The sequence below is a fragment of the Oceanobacillus sp. NCCP-135 genome, from assembly GCF_059698015.1.
Genome location: NZ_BAAKSZ010000024.1, coordinates 1 through 18,803, shown reverse-complemented (window position 1 = coordinate 18,803; position 18,803 = coordinate 1). Strand labels below are relative to the sequence as shown.

Here is an 18,803-nt window from a genome sequence, read left to right as displayed (position 1 = left end):
GGGGGAAAGGATGAACATCAGTCAGTTTGTGAAGCTTCACCGGGAGGATTGGAAGCAGCTGGAGGAATATGTACGTCATCTTCAGAAAAAAGGAAGAAGGGTGAGTGGCCAGGATATTTCTAAATTCCATCGGCTCTATCAAAGGGCAGCACAGCACTTATCCTATAGCCAAACCTACTATCCTGATGAAGAAGTTACCGGCTATTTAAATGGACTTGTTGCCAAATCACATAATCTCTTATATAAAGATCAGGTTTCCAGTTTCCAGCAAGTCCGTTATTTTTTCAGTTCAAAATTCATAGGTCTGTTGCTGGAACAATGGAAGTTTATCATCCTTGCTATGCTGCTGTTTCTGTTTGGTGGGCTAGCGGCCTTTCTTTCAGTCGTGGATGATCCACTCCATTTTTATTCCATCATGCCAAGCGATATGGCAGCGGGAATAAACCCGGAACAGCTTGGAGAAGGCCATGACGCCATTGATTCGTCCCTGATGTCAGCCGAAATAATGACCAATAATATCCAGGTTGCCATATTGGCATTTGCTAGTGGCATCACATTTGGATTATTGACGGTATTTGTACTCGTTTATAATGGTTTAATTGTTGGCGCACTGGCTGCAGTGTACTGGCATGCAGGCATGTCCTATGATTTCTGGGCATACATTGTACCACACGGCATCATTGAGCTGACAGCTATTTTTATCGCTGGCGGTGCAGGTCTGTTAATGGGATATAAATTGTTCGTTCCAGGTCGATTTACCAGAGGCTACCAATTGAAGGAAAATGCAAAACGGTCTGTACAGCTTTTCCTTGGAACGATTCCTCTGTTCATCATCGCAGGGATCATTGAAGGCTTCATCACACCATCCCCACTTTCCCTGGAAATGAAATATGTGGTGGCGCTTGTGACGGTTATCGGCTTACTTCTCTATATTATATGTGGTAAGCTATTACTGAAAAAGAGAAGAATGCGTGAAGGTTAGGGGAGAAAGGGCATGGCACAGGATCAGATACATATAAAAACACCGGAATTCGTTTCGCTTCAATTCAAACTTGCTGGCCTTGGATCCAGAGCAGCGGCAATGATTGTTGATCAGGTAATCCTGACGTTCACACAAATTGCACTTATTTTAATGCTTGTATTTACGACAAGCTCAGATATGTGGCAACTAATGGAATATGGCTGGATGATAGCCATGGTGATCATTGTAGTGTTTGCAATCAATTGGGGTTATTTTTTCGTTGGGGAATATTTTTTTAACGGAAAAACAATTGGCAAGCATATGATTGGAATTCGTGTTATTCAGGAAAATGGCCATAGTATCACCTTGCTGTCTGCGGTGATCCGCAATCTACTCCGCATTGTTGATATGCTTCCAACCAGTTATTTCCTGGGAATTATTCTGGTATTTCTTCATTCTAAACATAAAAGGCTCGGCGATATGGCAGCTGGAACGATCGTCGTCCATGAACGGAAGGCGAAGCGGCTAAAGAAATCGCCACTGGAAAAAGAAATCGAAGTGCGTGGACTAAGTAGAGAAAGTATTTCAATCGGTACGCTGGCAATGAACTCACTTGGTGCGAAGGAATTCAATTTGCTGAAAACATACAGCTATAAGTTTATGGAAATGCGGGAGATACCAAGAAATCAGCTGACAAGAGAGATGGCAGCAATACTGTTACCGAAAGTTGGTCTGGAAATGGGGACGAAAACAGTTCGAGAGCTGGAAAATGTGTTGCTTGTGCTTTATTTAAAGATGAAGGAAGACTGGGAATTTGAAATATAGAGACGAGAGATTGTTCAATGGGAGCAATCTTTTTCTATATTAAAAACTGGATAAAAATACAGCGTATACGAATCGTATTCGTTTTAAACTGAGGAAAGAGGTAAGGAAGAAAGTAGATGGGATTTAATAACGTTATTTTAGGTTAAAAGAAACTTCATGAAAAGGAAGGTCAAAAAACGTGATCTGCCCGTAGCACGGAAAAAGTGAAAGGAAACTGAACAAGCAGTTATTCATCTCATCTTCACTTGATACTACTAGATATAAACATGGAGGCGTCTAGGTTCATAAAAATACGATTTCCATGATGGAATGTCTTCATTTCGATTGATTTAAATCCAACTTCAGATAATTTTATTTTAAGTTCTTCATGGGAAAACCCGTTATGAACTTTCGGATGATTTATTTGTTCGTTTTTATCAAAATCAATAATAATTAGCTTGCCACCCCTATTTAATAATTTATGCCGTCTGTCTTGCTCGTTGTTACGTGATTCCCTATATGGGGGATTGGCTAAATAGGTTAAAAATAAGCCCGAGAGCCGCCAATTCAAAGGTGGCTTATTTTTTTGATCAAATGACAGTAAGCCTACGATTAACAACCCGGAAGTTAGAGGAATTATAAGTGCCTCGAACAGTTTAGAGTTATGATAAGGAAAGTTGGTTTTAATTATTATGAAATATGGTATAATAAAAGTAACAGCATAAAATAAAAATGGATCGTCAGCGTGTCAGCGCTGACGACCTAAGTACAATAGCATAGTTCCCTTCAAGGGGGATTGGCTGTAAAGCACAAAAAAATAAGCCTCAGAGCCGTTACAACTCTATGGGGGGCTTATTTTTTTTGATCAAATGACAGTAAGCCTACGATTAACAACCCGGAAGTTAGAGCAACCATCAATGCTTCGAATACTGTCAAGGACACCACCTCCCTTCTTGGAGATGAATGCCAACCTGCCCATGAGTTTACCAAACTATTGTTCTATTATTATATCATATAGATAATTAGAATACTTCATCTTTTCCAAGTATTTTGGCTATTATTTCTTCTCTCATCGAATATGAATTTGCTTTGTGAATCCTGCCGTTCAATTGTGAACTTCGGCTTTTTTCTCTGTGAACTTTGGTATTTCCTGTCACTCAATGGATTTTCTCCATGAAATCAACCTATCTCTCGTAATCAAATGCTCCGTATGAACAGGAAGCTCCTTTAAACCTTCCTGCAAAAACTCCGGATACAATTTAATCTCGCTCAATTCTCCGATTGGAACCCATTTATAGATCAGCCGCTCACCCTCAGGGCCATGAAAAGCATCAGTTTAAAATAAAGCATTCGAACCCGCAACAACCTCATAATACAATCCAATTTCGTGAAAATTTGATCCTCGATATGAGAAAAAATTTTCAACGATCCAGAGCAGTCTGCCTGTATCTATTTCAGCAGCAAGCTCTTCATGGAATTCCCGTTTCAGCGTATTGCGTGAGTCCTCGAACATTGCAGCCCTTCCACCAGGCAATGCTCAGTGTGTATCATTTGCATCCTTATGTATCAGTACATGATTATTCTCATTCCAAACACCGGCTACCCGGTAGTTAAAGACAGCCTTTTCTGTTTTAAAAACAAGATCCATTCATGTAATCCCCCTGTAGATTTTTTCTGTATATCCAAACAGCCTTCGTATAAATTTGCCAAGTAAGACCCCCTATTACTATTTAAACTAACCCAACTCGCTTTATAAACATATCAACTTCGCCATAAATTCGCTCGACACCATCAACAAAGTAAAATGTAGAAGCTGTCGCTGGATCAATTTCTTCCACTGAATATATAAATATTCGCTTATCCGACGCCAATGCCATCCCTAATTCAACATGACTTCCTTTTCCGGCAGGCAGCAGCATGATAAATACGTCACAGTCAGAAACAGCCTGTTTTTCCCTCATGCCAATTTGCTGCAGCTGTTGAACAGTCACGGCTCGATCGTTTCTCGTCCAATCATATGTATGGCTAAACCCTAAAGAAAGTAGCTTTTGACTCACATACATGACTAATTCTTTATTTGCAAAACCAGATGCTATATAAAAGTTCATAACAACACATTCCCTTCTCAAGCTAATGCATATTCCATTCACTCGCTAACATCCCGTAGACGACATGATCAACATAATGGTCATACAACCACTCTGCCTGACGAATCTTCCCTTCCTCTGTGAAACCGAGTCTTTCAGGAATTGCTCGGCTCCGTTTATTTTCATATGCAGCCCGAATATCCACTTTATTCAGGTTAAGCTCCTGAAAAGCATAATCCGTCAGCACCGCACTAACCTTTGTCATAATTCCAAGACCCTGATAATCCTTGGAGAGCCAATAGCCGATATAACCAATTTTATTCGTCCAGTCAAAGCTGTTAAAGCCGGCTGTACCACCAAGTTTATCTTTGTAAAATACGCCAAAAGTAATTCCTTTTTTAGCTTCAAAGGACGATTGAGTATGTTCGATAAAGCCCCTAGAATCATCAACAGTGGTCGTCGTGTCTACCCAGCCAAGCCACTCGCGCAAATATTCCCTGGAGTCATCTGTTAATTGAAACAGTTCCTCTGCATCTGATATTTCCAGCATCCGTAATTCCAGTATTTCATCTATTTCCAGTGAAAACATAAAAGCTGCCCCCTTTTTGTCCAGATAGTAAAAATAATCATACCACAAAATTAGCAGGTGAATTATGAACTTTGGCATTTTAATTGTGAACTTCAGCATTCTGCCCGTGAACTTCGGTATTACTTCTGTGAACTTCTAACCAACTCATTGTGAACTTCAGCCAAATCACAGTGAGCTTCAGCATTTCGCCCTCGGGTTCACCCATCCAGAACACAAATCAACACAAAAATAGGATGAAACAGCAGCCGCTGTTTCACCCTATTCATATCAGTATCCCACTTCCACTGCGGCATTGACGATATACATTAAATCGTTCTGATCATCCTTATCAGCTAAAATAATCCCGCTGCTTGTAGCCATTCCACCATCCGTCACATCTACCGTTACAGTGCCATAAGGAATGGCCTCCTTCAGTTTTGCCACTTCCAGCTTGTTACGATCCAGCGGTACGGCAATCCGTATATTCACCTTCATATTTTCAATCTGCTGATCGGGAAGGCTTTTTTCTATCCCCGGCATCGAGTTATACCAAATGGCATTTTCGACTGCGCGGACCGCTGCTTTTGTTACATCCTGCCCATGGACGTCCACACCAGTACCTGTCTGAATGAATAATACTTGATTCATTGTGAAACACTCCTATTTTAGGGTTTGTCCGGTTTTTCTGACTCTAAAAATAACTACATTATTTCTATTCCCCATGTTAAAAATCTAAAACACAGCCTTACTTTTTTTGAAAATAAGTTCATATGCCTTACCCAGCCACCATAATCATGTATAATTGAAAGGAACTTAGGAAAACCAAAGGATGTGATGATCGAATGAATTCAAAACGGTATATCAAGCTCTCAGCAATCCTTTTGTTGCTTGTAGCAGCAGTCTTTTTGTTTTTTCCTGATAAAGACGAAGAACCATTATTTATCACTGCATCGAATGAAAAAGAAGATAAAGAAGCAGGGCACATCTCATTGGATGATAAAGTTGACCGCATTCTTGATAACGAGCTGCTTGATGGAACGGTCACAGGAATCAGTATCCGAAGCGCTAAGTCGGGAGAAATCCTTTATTCTAAAAATGGCGACATTCGCCTGCACCCGGCGTCCAATATGAAGCTGTTAACGGCAGCTGCCGCACTGGCAACACTTGGACCGGAATATCGCTTTGCTACAGAAGTATGGACAGATGGAGAGATACAAGGGAATGTCCTTTACGGCAATTTGTACTTAAAGGGTAAAGGCGATCCGACATTAATGAAGAAGAACCTAGATCAATTTGCCGTTGATTTGCAAAATCAGGGGATTCAACGTATTGAAGGAAACGTAATTGCAGATGACAGCTGGTATGATGATGTTCGTTTATCTCAGGATTTAAACTGGTCGGATGAGTCATATTATACCGGAACCCAAGTATCAGCATTAACCTTATCGCCAAATCAAGATTATGATGCGGGAACTGTAATCGTGGAAGTAACCCCGACAGAGGATATCGGGGGACAGGCAGAGGTAACATTGACGCCGGAAACCGATTATGTAACGATTATCAATGAATCCGAAATTGTAAATGGTAAAGAAGACAAAAATATATCAATTGAACGAGAGCATGGAACAAATAATATCATCATTGAAGGCAAAATTCCGGTCAATGCTGCGCCCTCCAAATCATGGATCGCCGTATGGGAGCCAGCAGGATATGCTGTTGATGTGTTTAAACAATCAATGGAAGAAAAGGGGATCACCTTTGCCGGTCTTCCGGAAGTAATCAATGGTGTCACACCAGAAAGAGCTACATTACTAACATCGGGAAAATCAATCCCATTGAAACAGTTATTCTTCCCATTTATGAAGCTGAGCAATAACGGGCATGCGGAAGTACTCGTAAAGGAAATGGGTAAGATCTTTAATGGAGAAGGTAGCTGGGAAAAAGGACTGGAGGTCATGGAGCAGACTGCAGGGGAGTTAGGGATGAGTACAGATACCATGCTGATTCGGGATGGATCCGGAATGTCTCATAAGAATATGGTCCCAGCAGATGAATGGACCCACTTGCTATACGATATTCAGAAAGCAGAGTGGTTTGATGTATTTAAAAACTCCCTGGCAATTGCAGGTGAAGAAGAGCGACTTATTGGCGGCACCTTGCGCAACCGAATGCTGGAAGACCCCGCAAAAGGAAATGTCACCGCAAAAACAGGTTCCATCACAGGTGTTTCTGCATTATCAGGCTATGTGATGTCAATGGACGGAGAAGAGCTGATCTTTTCTATTTTAATCAATAACTATCTTGGGGAAACAAAGGGAATCCGGAAAATTGAGGATGAACTGGCGACAATGCTTGCAGGGCATGAAACTTAAAAAAACATAGAAAAAAAGCGGCTATGTACAAAGACGGCCGCTTATTTCCTATCTGTTTTATAAGTTTTTTTGTGATCATCCAATCTATTTAGCAGTGTATCTAATTCCTGAGAAATCTTGACGATATAGTCATAGCTTTCATTAGCTTCGTATGCCATATACATCTTCTTCCTCAGCTGCTCGATCTGGATCTCTAATGATGTAATTGATTCCAAGTAATTTATTCACCCTATTCTTTATCGAAGTGATAATAAATACCCATTTTTTAGCTGGATAAACCTATAGACATAAAATTTGTTTAAGAATAGTAGGTATTTGGTTGCGCTTCCATGCACTGATTCCGTGCTATATATCATATTCTAAAATAATCTTGAATGCAAAATGTTTTTTTGTTTATGATAGATGTAAGAGTTGGAGGGATATATGTAAAACGAGGGAGATGATCAAATGATGAAGGTTTCCAGATGGCTGGGCGTGATTGCGGGAATATCCAGTATCTTTCTTTGGATTTATTTTATTTATTTAAATCCATATCATAATGGCGATGTTGAGTTGGAGCCGTTTCTGAACACATTGTTTACACTGTTTCTGCCGGCTTGTCTGGCAATCGGAGCGGCTGTTACGAACAGGAAGTACTTTCTGTTAATCGCATTCATCTGGTCTGCTCCGATCAGCACTTATATGGCACTCACACCGGGTGTTTTTAAATTATTTGGACTAACCAGTGCATTATATCTCGTTAGTTTTCTGATTATTCAACTGGCAACTAAGCAAAAGCGCAATAGAAAAGGATGAACGCAAGTGAAGATTAGTCTGATTACGGTAGGAAAACTTAAAGAAAAATACTTGAAGCAGGGCATCCAGGAATATTTAAAACGTCTGACTGCCTATGCCAAGGTTGATGTGATTGAAGTGGCAGATGAGAAGGCACCCGAAAACTTGAGTGATGCACAAATGCTGAAAGTTAAACAAAAGGAAGGCGAGCGGATCCTGTCACACATCAATCAGGATACCTATGTAATCACCCTGGAAATCAACGGCACCATGCTTAGCTCCGAACAGCTGGCAGCAAAGCTGGATGAGCTCGCAACCTACGGCAAAAGCAAGCTTGCATTTGTAATTGGCGGATCGCTTGGGATTAGTGCGGATGTACAGAAGCGGAGTGACATGTCTCTGTCTTTTTCAAAAATGACGTTTCCTCATCAGTTAATGCGGCTTATACTTTTGGAGCAGGTATATCGGGGGTTTCGGATATTGAGGGGGGAACCGTACCACAAATAGAGGCAAAAACTGTTGCAGGTAAGGGGCTAATTCTTTATCGGAAGCGGGTATTGAAAAGGTATGTTCATTATCCGTTTCACGATATAACAAGTGGATTAATGTAAATGTTTTCGATATGTGCATTTCAGTAAAGTCAAAATCCAGTTCTATGTTTTTAACCGATCTGGATTTACCTATTTGCTTGATTGCAATATTATCAATTAACAACTGTAGTAATTGTTTTTGATTTTCCCTAGATGACTCTTTATAAACTAATAGGAACTTCTTTAGTAATTGCTCGATTAATTCTGGTTGGATTACTTTTGAATCGACAGAACCTAATTGTATTATAATCTTATTTTTCTTTTGTTCTAACCCTCTTTTATCATTTGAGACCTTTTGTAATCTTTCTTGTAAAATATCTACGGGGAGAGTATTCTTTTCAAAGGCTTCCATATACTTTGCTTGTAATTGTTCTATTTCTTTTAGTTGCTTTTCAATCTCTTTTAGTTCTTTATTAAGCTGATTTATCGAATGGGCAGAATTAGAACTTATGTCTGTGAGCGTCTTATATAACTTCTTTTTATTAGAACTAAATTGTTCAATTTTCTTGATAACCGTATCTTCTGCTTCATATGCTTTAATGGAATTAGCTTTACAAGCAGCAGACCCTTTATTATGAAAATCGCTACATACATAATAACGATGTTTTCGTTTCGTTCCATCTTTTAGAGTGTATGTTGTTATAGAAGGAACCATTCCTTGACCACAATCTGGACAACGCAATAGCTTACTTAGTAAAAATGGCTCATTTGATTGACGCTGCTTAAAGGATTTACTTTGTCTTCTTGCTTGTACAATGTTCCATAATTCATCCGAAATAATAGCGTTATGCTTTCCTTCAACAAGGATAGGATTAGGGTTTTTCCCTTTTCTTCGTTTGGTATCCCAATTCTCAACCTTTAGCCAGCTGATTTTACCGTTATATATAACATTGTCTAGGATTTGTGCTATACCATTGATGGAAAAATATCGGTTACGTTTCGTCTTATACCCTTCTTTATTTAAATGGTTAGAAATTGCTCTTAGCCCTTTACCATCAGCATACATATGATAGATTAGCTGTACTACCTCTGCTTCCTTTCCATTGATAACAAGTTCCTTTTTTACAGTGTCATAACCAAATACAATACCACCGTTCCATCGCCCTTCTAATGCCCGTTGCTTCATTCCTAGTTTTACGTTTTCCGCTAAAGTATTACGCTCCATTTCAGCAATTGAAGCCATAATTTGAAGTACTAGGCGGCCTATAGGACTGCTGGTATCAAAGTTTTCCGAGTAGGAAATAAATTTCACATTGTATTTTTCAAACTTATCTAGAATCGTTAGTGTGTCTAACATATTTCTTGAAAGTCGGGAAATTTTCCATACTATCACAGCATCGAATCTCTCACTTTCTACATCTTTAATTAACCTTTTCATTTCCGGACGTCCCTTTACAGATTTGCCGCTAATTCCTTCATCAACATACTCATCAATCAGTTCCCATTTATAGACTTGAGCATATTGCCGAAGTGTTTGAAGTTGGGCGGCTATACTGAAACCTTCCTTTGCTTGTTCCTCTGTACTTACGCGGGCATAGATAGCTACTTTTTTTATTTCTGTTGTCATATTTGTCCTCCTCTCACTTTTATAATACTATGAAAATAATAGAAGGGGAAAAAGGAAATAAGTATCCATTAGTTTTTATTTGTGAAGTGATTTAATGATTGATATGGAGGATTACATGGAATTAAACTATATAAAATTTCAAGATATTGATTGTGTTTATTATAGAAAAGATAATTCAATGATTCTTATTCCAAAAGAAGAAAAGGAAAGTTTTAATTTTTTAGATGTTATCAAAAAGAAAAATTTCATGATTGAATTTACTTCAACTATTTATAAAAAGTCGTATGCATTTGTAAAAGACGTTTCGTTTACAGGAGATAAAGCTATTCGATTTAATATTCTGTACTATGTATTATTGATTCAAAGTAAAGCCATTAATGAAATACAAATAACTGGCGATGAAATAGATGTAATATTTAACCCAGCCTCATATTTTTTCCCAGAAGCTGGTAATTTTAAGAAGAACCCTGTTGATTTAATATATGGAAAACATATAGCCGAAGAGTATAATATTAAATATAAAGATGAAAATATATCGATAGTTTTATCATACGGTGATATTTTCGAAAGGGGGATAGCAAGTGATTTAAAGCTACATGCTAAGTTGTCTGTGCTATTTGAAGAAACAAATAATATAGAAAAAGTCCACGATTTAGTATCTATTGTACTGAAGTTTATTCAATTAGTTAGTCACCAGTTAAAAATTAATTTTAAGCCTATAACAATCTTGGGGAAAATTGATGGTAGAAGACAAAAGTTAGGTACATACCATAATAAACCATATGAATTAAAGAATATTAATGCTTTCCCTGTTATACAGTATGATTATTTCAAACCTTACATTAGTCAATTATTACAATTTGTTGCTGATAATAAAAATATAAACTTGAATTTTTATCCTAAAGATATTAATGAATCGTATTCCTACGATATTGAAAGATTCCTTGCGATTTTCGCTGCATTTGAAAATGAATGTAAGGAGAATACTGCCCTATACGAAAGAAATGTAGATAACTATCCCATGTTGATAAAAGAAGATTTATTAGAAGTAATAAATAATCTAGGTAACAATGATCAAATAAGTGCTGATGATAGAAACTTTTTAAGTCTAGCAAAAAGTAGAATTGCTCAGTTAGGCACTCAGTTTGGTCAGAGGAAAAAAGTAGTAAATGCATATAAACAAAATATTAATATTCTCGAAGAATCGATGGAATTTATATTTCCAAGTGGATTCAAAATAGAAAAAGTTGCAAGTTTTTTAGTGGAGTTACGAAATAAAATTGTACATAGTAATTTTCATACTATATTCGACAGAGATGAAACAAATATTATTCGATCTTTAGAGATTTTAACTTACGTAATGCTATTTAAAAGAATTGGAATTGAGGATAAGGGAGTTGAAATATTGATAGGAGTTGTTTTTGGCTGCAATACAAAACACATGCAGATTTAGTCGATAATTATGAAGGTAATAGAGGTAGTAACAGTAACAATGGATTTTGATTTTAATAAATGTGTAATATTGTTTCAGAAACCTCAAGTTACAGAATACCTAGTATAAAGAAATTATTGAGAGGAGTGGCAGATGAATGTTAGGTAGTATGATGTTTGATACAGTCACATTAGAAAAGCAAAATGGGGAACGTATAGAAAACATAAACGCAAATGTACAACCAGACATGATATTTATTGACGATGGCAGCTTATCTATTGAAGAATCTGATGTCTTAATTAGGAAACTCGATAATGATTTAGTGGAAAGGTACAAGGTATTAGAAAGAGGCTTTTATAGCAAACAGATGGGGATTTCTGCACATTATCAATGCAAGGTTAAGAAGGAATCAGCTATTGAAGCTCAACAACATCAACCGCAACAAATTGTTTATAATTTGAATGGTGCAAATTCAAGGGTAAATAACAATTCTTCTGACTCATCTACAAATATTGTAAACATAAATAAAGAAAATTTATTTGAGGATTTAAAGGAAATAATAAAAGAAAATGTTGAAGATCCAAATGAAAAATTAGAGTTAATTGAAGCTGTACATGATATGGAGAAAAATCAGGGTACAAATAATTTTAAAGATTATTACGTTAAATTTATTACTACCGCTGCTAATCACATGACTTTAATTTCTCCTTTCATTCCTGCATTATCTCAACTACTGGAATAAGGGAGTTCCTGTACATATTAAAATCCTAGATAAAGCCAAAATACCTAAATGCATGGAAAGAAGGAAATACGGTTAAGCTTTGTGTAGTCGTAACTAAGAGTTATAAATTAGCAGTCTATTCGATTGAAAATAGACTGCTAATTTTGATTTAGACAAATAATTATACACAGTATTATCCCCATTAGTTGTTAAATAAGTTCATGACTAATCTCCTCAAACAGCTCTTGGTCAAACTCGTAAACGATTTCTTTGATTGTTCGATCTTTAGGCTTTTCTCCAGAATTTACTTGAATTTCCTTGATAAGAAACCGGAGCAATTCCTTTTTATCATAGTCATCTAATAAGTGATAAAATGAATTAAAATCATTAGTAATGTGGTTAATTACTGGTAATAGGTCATTGTTGTTCTTTAATTCAATCTGTTTTGTTAGTAGTATTTTAAATTCCTTTTGTTCACTTTCTTGATTTTGAACTCTTTTCATTTCATCACTAAGTGTATCTATGTCTACTATTTTCTTCGTATAGAGCTGCAAGAGTTCCTGTTTCTCTCTTTTTAGTTCTCTTAAACTTTTTTCTAGTGATTTAAGTTCTTCTTCAATTGGTTCAAGTTCACTTTTTAGATTATCGATAACAACTGTTTGTAATGGTACAGAGAGGTTTAGATTGTTAAGGTAATTCATAACCTGCGACAATACCTCTTGTTCCGCATACTCCTTTTTTACAAGATTCGACTTACATGCTTTAGAACCACTGTTTTTAAAACGGCCACACACGTAATATTTGTATTTTTTGTTTGCATTCCCTTGTACCATTGCACCGCCACAAGTAGGACACTTTAATAGACCTGATAATGGAAAGGATCCGTTGTGTAACTTTTCTTGGGTATAACTACGAAACGATAAAAGTTTTTGGGTTTTTTCCCAAAGCTCTTCACTGATAATTGGATAATGATTACCTTTTTTATAATTACCTTTCCATTTAACATATCCAATGTAGATTTTATTGTTGAGAATGGTTTTAACAGCAGTAATTGACCAATAATTATCCTTTTTGGTTTTGATACCTTGCATATTTAAATTACTAGCTATTTTTCTATAACCCCACATTTTATTGGAGTAACAATCGAAAATGTATTTAACTACTTTTGCTTCCTCTTCATCAACTACTAACTTCTTGTTGATTAAATCGTAACCAAATACTCTCCCACCGTTAAAGTAGCCATTTTCAAATGTTTTCTCCATCCCTAGTGACGTACGAAAAGCGATTAGATCTTTCTCTACCTCTGCAATAATACCTAATATCTGATAAATTAGTTTTGAGTTAGGATCGTTTGTGTCGATATTATCAGCAATGGAGATTAAATTCTTGTTAGCCTTTTTAAAACGACTAAAGATATATTGGGAATCTAAAGAATTACGTGATATACGATCTTGCTTAAATATGATGATTGAATCAATATTATTCTCCTCTTGGAAAACATTGTAAAACATCTTTTTAAACTCAGGTCTATTCGAAAAGCTCTCCCCGGATGCGGGTTCTTCTACATATATTTTCACAAGATCAATATTATTTTCGTTACAATACTTTTCTATTGCCTCAATTTGTTGTTCAATAGATGTGTTATCTAATTGTTTATTTGTGCTAATACGAACATAAGCATAAGCTCTTATAAATTTTACTGGCATATTCACTTGCATCCCTGACATTTCAATTTTTGCTGTCATCTTTCACCCTCCAATTCAATAGAAACCCCTTCTCCTATAGAATCCGAATATTTAACCATTAGGTCAGTTAGGTAATTTAGAAAGTCATAGCCCTTTATTTTTATTAACTCTTTATTTGTCGCAAGTCTCAGTCTGTAATCTTTATCGTAATCTAGTATTTCATTTTTCATCATAATTTAATGAACTCCCCTTATCTATTTGTGGTTTTAAGACACAAATAACAGCCGGCTTGTCATTTGCTGAAATATGATAACCGCGAAAAAATGATATTTTAAGAGGAAATCAAAAATATTTTTATTTTAATTTGGGAACTTGAAAAATTTGCATCAAAAACCATTTGAAGTGCTAATGTGGCTTAACTCTTGAAAAGGGAAGAAATGATTTAATAATTATGATTGCAGCCAATGAAATATACTAAATTTGAGATACTTTTTACCATTGAATGACATGAAATGCACCAATAATTAACACATGATTACCACCACATCCACTGGTTGATTAAAGTTAAAGGCAGTACGTATTTTGTATTATAAATGCTATACCTATAAAGGAAAGTGGATATTCATGATAAAATATAGAGAATATCTAAAATAAACGAATGTGGGGGAGAATATGAAATGCCATACATTAAACATTTTGGGGTAAATGTACTTGAAAAATCTAGTGGATTAAAACTAACAAGAGAAAATTACATAGAAAAAATAGTTTTTAAAAGCTCACATTTAAAAAAACACTATACTGATTCAGTTATAAAAGACTGTACAGAAGATTATTTATATAATTACGATAGGAATATGAAGTATTTTCGTTCATTATCTAAAAAGGAATTTAATGAAGAGTTAAGGAATTTCGTCAGTAAAAATATAAACTTTAAGGAGATTACTGACTTAACTTCTGTAAATGGAAAGTCTGGATATTATATTATGGTGTTGGATGAATATGACCAAGCTTATATTGGTACAAGTCGTGATATTAAAAAACGAATACAACAACATTGGAATATGCAAATGTATTTTGACCGAATGATATTTGGTGATAAAGAAAACTCCATTTTATCTATAAATAGCTTTAGGGCTTTAGATACAACAATGATATTTGTATATCTAACATATGACATTTATGACCTTGAAGATAAATTAATTAATCAATTTGATAATAAATATCTTTTAAATAGAACTGCTGGTGGATTATTGGATGGATTATCGGAAGCTATAGCTAATAGGAAAACAAGAGATTTATCCATTTAGGCTAATAATTTATGAAGTTCTTTTAAGTTTTGGGACTTCAGTAATTGGGCGCGTTTACTGAACATCAAATATCTAATTTCCCACAAAGCTCAGAGGAATTAGGCTTTTTATTTTTCAAAATTCATAAAAATGTAATTCTGCACTTACTTGATGTTATCTGATTGGTAACGCGGTGGCATCAAGTGGTAAATCTTGTGGCAATCGCTGGTAAAAAACATGACAGACGTGGTACATTCTGTTGACCGTAATCATTCTATCAAAAGTATATATATAATTAATCTAGGAGTAGTTATATGGTGTGATTTTGACTGAAAATTCATGTTCACAGAGGCTCAGTGTAAGTTTCAATATTATTGATTTCTAATTGCAATATTTTAATAATCTGCTTTGCAAAAAGAGCAAAAATGATATGCACATACCAATAACTATAAGCGATAAGGATGTCAAACTGTTATGGCAAACCTAGTTTTCCTTAGTAAAATATGCAGAGGTATGGACTTTATTCTTTACAAACAAAAAGTGCCTCTCCCTTCCGTACTCAGTGGCTCTATTTTCTGCAAACGGTGGCTTAAACCCCTACACAGCCAACTAAATCCGTCCGCAATACTTATGAATTAAGTACGGGAATAATGCAAAGAGTTATCGGTAGACATTTTTATTGCTTAAATACTCTTTCGTTATAAAAATTATCCCACCAATTTAATAAAAGCATTTCAGATATATAGATAGGTGGGATATTTGTTATTATATTAGATTAATCATTCCTCTCTGCATTTTCCAAAATCTGCTCCACCTCTACCACAAAGGTTGATGCAGGAACATTTAGGTTTTCAGCAATTTTAAAAAGTGTAGAAATAGTTGGCTGCCTTTCACCTCTCTCTAACATTCCGACGTATGTTCGATCAAGGTTACAATGTAATGCAAGTTTTTCTTGTGACAAATTTGCCTCGGTGCGGTATTTTCTCAAAACAATTCCATAGGCTTCAATTAGATTCATATATTATCACCTCTCACTTTATTAACAAGTAAATTGAGAGATCATTCTACCGACTATAGTCATCTTTGCGAGAAAGTGATATAATTTGAGTGAGAGGAATTACTCGATGTGAATTGTTGTGAAGATGTAAAGATAATGTATTCTAGTGATTACTTATTTATCCAAGGGAGACATTAAAAATCACCAATTGCAAGGGTAATAAATGGTTAGGTTTAATGAAAAGTATACTACTGTACTTCAATGCTTTCTTGAAGTATTAGGAAGAGGTATATTGTCTTAGAATAATTCACGTATTATTCTAGAGATTTTATTGTAAGACTTAAAAATAAAATACAATAAAGGGGGAATAAATTATGAAAGAAATCATATATCATTTTTCATTAAATTATAATATTAATAATTCAGGTACTGAAATTATAGAAACACGTGCTATTAAAAGAGAATATGAAGATGATGCATCTAGTTTATTAGAAATCCTTAAAGCAGAAATAAATACATATTCTGTTAGAAAAGTAGATAAACAAATTGAAGAGCAACTAGGTACTGAGTCATTTATTGAGTTGTCAGACGAAATTACTTCTGATCAATTTGAAAAATATATGGATAAATCTTGTGATTTATTTTCGGTTGATATGACTATGCTGAATTTACATTAAAAAATATTTAAAGTAGTAGACAGCATAAAAGATTAATGCACCAGTAAAAATATAAGGTATAAACGCGCAGTCATTAAGTATCTGTGCGTTTTTGTATGAATATAAAAGATTAATTAATAGAGAAATTGGATATATGTTTTATTTTTCAAAAAGGTTTGTAGAATAAAGTTAGTTAACGTAAAATTTCCTATAATGGTTTTGGATTACTATATTTTAAACGGAGGGATAGTATGATTGAAGAATCTATGCTAGGAGAATTGAAAAACTCTTTTATCTTATCTGTTAATTATCATGAAGATTATGGTAATTATGAAGCAGAATTGATGGTTCCATTATTTAAACATGATACAGAACCATATATACTAAAGGTGATAGATGCCGATTTTCCTGATCATACAATTAACATTGATAGCCAGCATTTGGATAGACTAATAAATTCGGGTAAGTTAAGGTTTATAGACAGGCTAACTCATGAATCACATTCGCCATATACGGATGTTAATTATGTAACAAAAAATGATATAACACCTTTTTATAACAGAGTGGCAGATGAGAGTAAGGAGACTGTTTCCCATTACATAAATACTTTTTGTCAATATATTTTAAAACCACGTATAAGTAAAAGTTTACCATTGAATGTTTATTTTGATGAAAATAATTCATCAATTAACTTTGTAATTCCTTTTTTAGAAACAATACCAGCAATACATATAAATACAGTTTTACATAACTGGGAAACCACTGAAGAGTTTGTCGAAAATGTCACGCAATCATTAATTACAAACTTTATTCCATCGAAAAATCAAAAACTTTTTTCATAAATTTCCTTGAACTCTTGGATTATTGAAATTAAATCCGGCAGAATTTTAGAATCGGGAAATAATTGCAGCAAAACGCTGTCAATTGTTTAAAGGATCCGAATTAATCTTAATAGCCGCCAAAGGATTTTAAACCATCTAATATATTGATTTGGGACCCTTGTTTATGGCAATAAAAAATGCTATAAATGGCACTATCTTTTATAAATGCAAAAGAGCTTATTATACGCAAGTGGTGCTTAAAACTTGCATATAATAAGCTCTTTATTTTTATCCTTTTTGTATAAAAGCGCTAGTTATTTAAGTACTAATCTTCACAAACTTAATTTGGAACTTTCTATCACATTCATTCGTAATAAAGAAATATAAAGGGGAGAGAAAGGGGCATAAAGGTGAAAAAGTTAAATAAGCAATTCAATCGTTATGAAAATATGCGTAACCATGAGTACATAGAGTTTTTAGGAGACAATCTATTTCAAAAGGACGTATTGTTCAAGGGATATATCAAGTGTAAACTGATGCACGGTTTGATGGGATCTGTAATTGTACCAGATTTTTTATTTTATCAAGTAGAGGAGAAAAGGTTTAAATTTATTCAACCACTTGCCTTTCGAGCAAATCAAATCTTTTATGACGATGAAGAGGGTTATGCGAACGTAATGATTGATATATCAGCTCAAACAACTGTCACCGTTCGCTTTAAAAAAGGCAGTTTTGTTAGGAGTCTAAATGATTACTCCGAATTGTATGAGTGCGAAATATATGCTTCTACTGACATTAGTGAGCATTTTACAGGTGAAGGCTATTTTAGTAAGGATTTTGTTCCATTTATTAAAGCCTATCATCACACCACCCAAAATGCTTATTCAAAGATAAAAGAAAGCAGCTACCTAATAAATTCAAAATGGAATATTGGAGGAACAAAAGAGCTAACTAATATCGGCTATGTTTATTTCACACCACTGGATAAACTAAAACATAACGCCGATCTTATCCAAGTCGCTATGTCGAATACGGGGTTCATTCATCTAGTTTCAAATACCGGAGCCATCAGAAGGATTAAGATTTACAGAAGATTTGTAAGGGATTTTGAATCGACATTAGAATTCTGGCTCGATACCCAATCAATTGCCCCATCTCACCTTTTTAGACGCCTTGATTCTATTGGTGGCGTGTTTTATCAGGTGGTCGCCCCGTTTATCCAACGAGTTGGCATGATTCCAGACACATTTTTAGTATTTCAGAATGATGTGATTCAAGATTCTAGTAAAAAAGCAGATTACATAATAGTAGGGGATTGTAATTATATGGATGGACTGATCGCTCCTTACGATGAAGAAAATACTGATTACATCTTCAAAATTGAAAAACAGGATGGTTCAAAGAATTTATTCGATTGTAATTGTCAACTGAAATTTCCCCCACATAGGCATTTAATTATCCCCCACCTAGAGTTTCCAATTA

General features: G+C 35.1%; 20 protein-coding genes and 1 pseudogene. 11 read left to right on the top strand and 10 right to left on the bottom strand.

Features of this window, described 5'->3' with window-relative positions; translation table 11 throughout:
* Positions 1–10: 10 nt before the first annotated feature.
* On the top strand, positions 11–982 hold the full coding sequence (locus AC6HVZ_RS15240; RefSeq protein WP_497559036.1) for a stage II sporulation protein M: 972 nt from the start codon (positions 11–13) through the stop codon (positions 980–982).
* 12 nt (positions 983–994) lie between these two features.
* Positions 995–1,786 carry an RDD family protein gene (locus AC6HVZ_RS15235; protein WP_497559035.1) on the top strand — a complete coding sequence of 264 codons (792 nt, stop codon included), beginning with the start codon at positions 995–997 and terminating at the stop codon, positions 1,784–1,786.
* A 241-nt stretch (positions 1,787–2,027) separates the two neighbouring features.
* Here the strand turns inward: AC6HVZ_RS15235 and AC6HVZ_RS15230 are convergent.
* The 5 genes and pseudogenes from AC6HVZ_RS15230 to AC6HVZ_RS15210 all read right to left on the bottom strand — a co-directional run.
* Positions 2,028–2,243, bottom strand: a pseudogene (locus tag AC6HVZ_RS15230) (hypothetical protein); the annotation flags it as partial.
* 858 nt (positions 2,244–3,101) lie between these two features.
* Positions 3,102–3,278 (bottom strand): NUDIX hydrolase, encoded by a 177-nt coding sequence (locus tag AC6HVZ_RS15225; RefSeq protein WP_497559034.1) that lies wholly within the window; start codon positions 3,276–3,278, stop codon positions 3,102–3,104.
* Between the two features lie 217 nt (positions 3,279–3,495).
* On the bottom strand, positions 3,496–3,873 hold the full coding sequence (locus tag AC6HVZ_RS15220; RefSeq protein ID WP_497559033.1) for a group-specific protein: 378 nt from the start codon (positions 3,871–3,873) through the stop codon (positions 3,496–3,498).
* A gap of 22 nt (positions 3,874–3,895) precedes the next feature.
* Positions 3,896–4,441: a GNAT family N-acetyltransferase gene (locus AC6HVZ_RS15215; protein ID WP_497559032.1), complete on the bottom strand. Its 546-nt coding sequence runs from the start codon at positions 4,439–4,441 to the stop codon at positions 3,896–3,898.
* 267 nt (positions 4,442–4,708) lie between these two features.
* Entirely contained in the window at positions 4,709–5,068 is a 360-nt protein-coding gene (locus AC6HVZ_RS15210; RefSeq protein ID WP_497559031.1) for a Lin0512 family protein, read from the bottom strand.
* 194 nt (positions 5,069–5,262) lie between these two features.
* On the opposite strand from AC6HVZ_RS15210, the gene dacB reads away from it, so the two are divergent.
* Positions 5,263–6,792: a D-alanyl-D-alanine carboxypeptidase/D-alanyl-D-alanine endopeptidase gene (gene dacB, locus AC6HVZ_RS15205; RefSeq protein ID WP_497559030.1), complete on the top strand. Its 1,530-nt coding sequence runs from the start codon at positions 5,263–5,265 to the stop codon at positions 6,790–6,792.
* Between the two features lie 41 nt (positions 6,793–6,833).
* Here the strand turns inward: dacB and AC6HVZ_RS15200 are convergent, their stop codons facing one another.
* Positions 6,834–7,007 carry an aspartyl-phosphate phosphatase Spo0E family protein gene (locus AC6HVZ_RS15200; RefSeq protein ID WP_497559029.1) on the bottom strand — a complete coding sequence of 58 codons (174 nt, stop codon included), beginning with the start codon at positions 7,005–7,007 and terminating at the stop codon, positions 6,834–6,836.
* 232 nt (positions 7,008–7,239) lie between these two features.
* Here AC6HVZ_RS15200 and AC6HVZ_RS15195 point away from each other — a divergent pair, with 232 nt between their 5' ends.
* Both AC6HVZ_RS15195 and rlmH read left to right on the top strand, forming a co-directional pair.
* The gene (locus tag AC6HVZ_RS15195; RefSeq protein WP_497559028.1) at positions 7,240–7,587 is read left to right on the top strand and encodes a hypothetical protein; all 348 of its coding nucleotides are present in this window, start codon (positions 7,240–7,242) and stop codon (positions 7,585–7,587) included.
* A gap of 6 nt (positions 7,588–7,593) precedes the next feature.
* Complete coding sequence (gene rlmH, locus AC6HVZ_RS15190; protein ID WP_497559027.1) at positions 7,594–8,073, top strand: 23S rRNA (pseudouridine(1915)-N(3))-methyltransferase RlmH; 480 nt, start codon at positions 7,594–7,596, stop codon at positions 8,071–8,073.
* Here rlmH and AC6HVZ_RS15185 read toward each other — a convergent pair.
* Entirely contained in the window at positions 7,999–9,723 is a 1,725-nt protein-coding gene (locus AC6HVZ_RS15185) for a recombinase family protein (protein ID WP_497559026.1), read from the bottom strand. The genes rlmH and AC6HVZ_RS15185 overlap by 75 nt on opposite strands.
* 115 nt (positions 9,724–9,838) lie before the next feature.
* Here AC6HVZ_RS15185 and AC6HVZ_RS15180 point away from each other — a divergent pair, with 115 nt between their 5' ends.
* A complete protein-coding gene (locus tag AC6HVZ_RS15180; RefSeq protein ID WP_497559025.1) occupies positions 9,839–11,176 on the top strand; it encodes a hypothetical protein in 1,338 nt (445 codons plus the stop codon).
* A gap of 136 nt (positions 11,177–11,312) precedes the next feature.
* Positions 11,313–11,897: a hypothetical protein gene (locus tag AC6HVZ_RS15175; RefSeq protein ID WP_497559024.1), complete on the top strand. Its 585-nt coding sequence runs from the start codon at positions 11,313–11,315 to the stop codon at positions 11,895–11,897.
* 188 nt (positions 11,898–12,085) lie between these two features.
* Here AC6HVZ_RS15175 and AC6HVZ_RS15170 read toward each other — a convergent pair whose 3' ends face one another.
* Together AC6HVZ_RS15170 and AC6HVZ_RS15165 are read right to left on the bottom strand one after the other, a co-directional pair.
* Positions 12,086–13,621, bottom strand: coding sequence for a recombinase family protein (locus AC6HVZ_RS15170; protein ID WP_497559023.1), 1,536 nt, complete (start codon positions 13,619–13,621; stop codon positions 12,086–12,088).
* Complete coding sequence (locus AC6HVZ_RS15165) at positions 13,618–13,791, bottom strand: hypothetical protein (protein WP_497559022.1); 174 nt, start codon at positions 13,789–13,791, stop codon at positions 13,618–13,620. Before AC6HVZ_RS15165 ends, AC6HVZ_RS15170 begins: the two co-directional genes overlap by 4 nt.
* A gap of 447 nt (positions 13,792–14,238) precedes the next feature.
* Here AC6HVZ_RS15165 and AC6HVZ_RS15160 point away from each other — a divergent pair, with 447 nt between their 5' ends.
* On the top strand, positions 14,239–14,868 hold the full coding sequence (locus AC6HVZ_RS15160) for a hypothetical protein (protein ID WP_497559021.1): 630 nt from the start codon (positions 14,239–14,241) through the stop codon (positions 14,866–14,868).
* A gap of 754 nt (positions 14,869–15,622) precedes the next feature.
* Here AC6HVZ_RS15160 and AC6HVZ_RS15155 read toward each other — a convergent pair.
* Positions 15,623–15,865: a helix-turn-helix domain-containing protein gene (locus AC6HVZ_RS15155; protein WP_497559020.1), complete on the bottom strand. Its 243-nt coding sequence runs from the start codon at positions 15,863–15,865 to the stop codon at positions 15,623–15,625.
* A 353-nt stretch (positions 15,866–16,218) separates the two neighbouring features.
* Here AC6HVZ_RS15155 and AC6HVZ_RS15150 point away from each other — a divergent pair, with 353 nt between their 5' ends.
* The 3 genes from AC6HVZ_RS15150 to AC6HVZ_RS15140 all read left to right on the top strand — a co-directional run.
* Positions 16,219–16,521, top strand: a complete 303-nt coding sequence (locus tag AC6HVZ_RS15150; protein WP_497559019.1) for a hypothetical protein — start codon at positions 16,219–16,221, stop codon at positions 16,519–16,521.
* Between the two features lie 230 nt (positions 16,522–16,751).
* The gene (locus tag AC6HVZ_RS15145; protein ID WP_497559018.1) at positions 16,752–17,342 is read left to right on the top strand and encodes a hypothetical protein; all 591 of its coding nucleotides are present in this window, start codon (positions 16,752–16,754) and stop codon (positions 17,340–17,342) included.
* A 389-nt stretch (positions 17,343–17,731) separates the two neighbouring features.
* A partial coding sequence (locus AC6HVZ_RS15140; RefSeq protein ID WP_497559017.1) for a hypothetical protein occupies positions 17,732–18,803 on the top strand: 1,072 nt, incomplete at its 3' end.

Coding starts and splice junctions, on each gene's coding strand:
- AC6HVZ_RS15170 (WP_497559023.1), bottom strand. CDS start 13,621: ATGACAGCAAAAATTGAAATGTCAGGGATGCAAGTGAATATGCCAGTA.
- AC6HVZ_RS15195 (WP_497559028.1), top strand. CDS start 7,240: ATGATGAAGGTTTCCAGATGGCTGGGCGTGATTGCGGGAATATCCAGT.
- AC6HVZ_RS15210 (WP_497559031.1), bottom strand. CDS start 5,068: ATGAATCAAGTATTATTCATTCAGACAGGTACTGGTGTGGACGTCCAT.
- dacB (WP_497559030.1), top strand. CDS start 5,263: ATGAATTCAAAACGGTATATCAAGCTCTCAGCAATCCTTTTGTTGCTT.
- AC6HVZ_RS15240 (WP_497559036.1), top strand. CDS start 11: ATGAACATCAGTCAGTTTGTGAAGCTTCACCGGGAGGATTGGAAGCAG.
- AC6HVZ_RS15155 (WP_497559020.1), bottom strand. CDS start 15,865: ATGAATCTAATTGAAGCCTATGGAATTGTTTTGAGAAAATACCGCACC.
- AC6HVZ_RS15175 (WP_497559024.1), top strand. CDS start 11,313: ATGTTAGGTAGTATGATGTTTGATACAGTCACATTAGAAAAGCAAAAT.
- AC6HVZ_RS15220 (WP_497559033.1), bottom strand. CDS start 3,873: ATGAACTTTTATATAGCATCTGGTTTTGCAAATAAAGAATTAGTCATG.
- AC6HVZ_RS15145 (WP_497559018.1), top strand. CDS start 16,752: ATGATTGAAGAATCTATGCTAGGAGAATTGAAAAACTCTTTTATCTTA.
- AC6HVZ_RS15185 (WP_497559026.1), bottom strand. CDS start 9,723: ATGACAACAGAAATAAAAAAAGTAGCTATCTATGCCCGCGTAAGTACA.
- AC6HVZ_RS15150 (WP_497559019.1), top strand. CDS start 16,219: ATGAAAGAAATCATATATCATTTTTCATTAAATTATAATATTAATAAT.
- AC6HVZ_RS15235 (WP_497559035.1), top strand. CDS start 995: ATGGCACAGGATCAGATACATATAAAAACACCGGAATTCGTTTCGCTT.
- AC6HVZ_RS15165 (WP_497559022.1), bottom strand. CDS start 13,791: ATGAAAAATGAAATACTAGATTACGATAAAGATTACAGACTGAGACTT.
- AC6HVZ_RS15180 (WP_497559025.1), top strand. CDS start 9,839: ATGGAATTAAACTATATAAAATTTCAAGATATTGATTGTGTTTATTAT.
- AC6HVZ_RS15225 (WP_497559034.1), bottom strand. CDS start 3,278: ATGTTCGAGGACTCACGCAATACGCTGAAACGGGAATTCCATGAAGAG.
- AC6HVZ_RS15160 (WP_497559021.1), top strand. CDS start 14,239: ATGCCATACATTAAACATTTTGGGGTAAATGTACTTGAAAAATCTAGT.
- AC6HVZ_RS15215 (WP_497559032.1), bottom strand. CDS start 4,441: ATGTTTTCACTGGAAATAGATGAAATACTGGAATTACGGATGCTGGAA.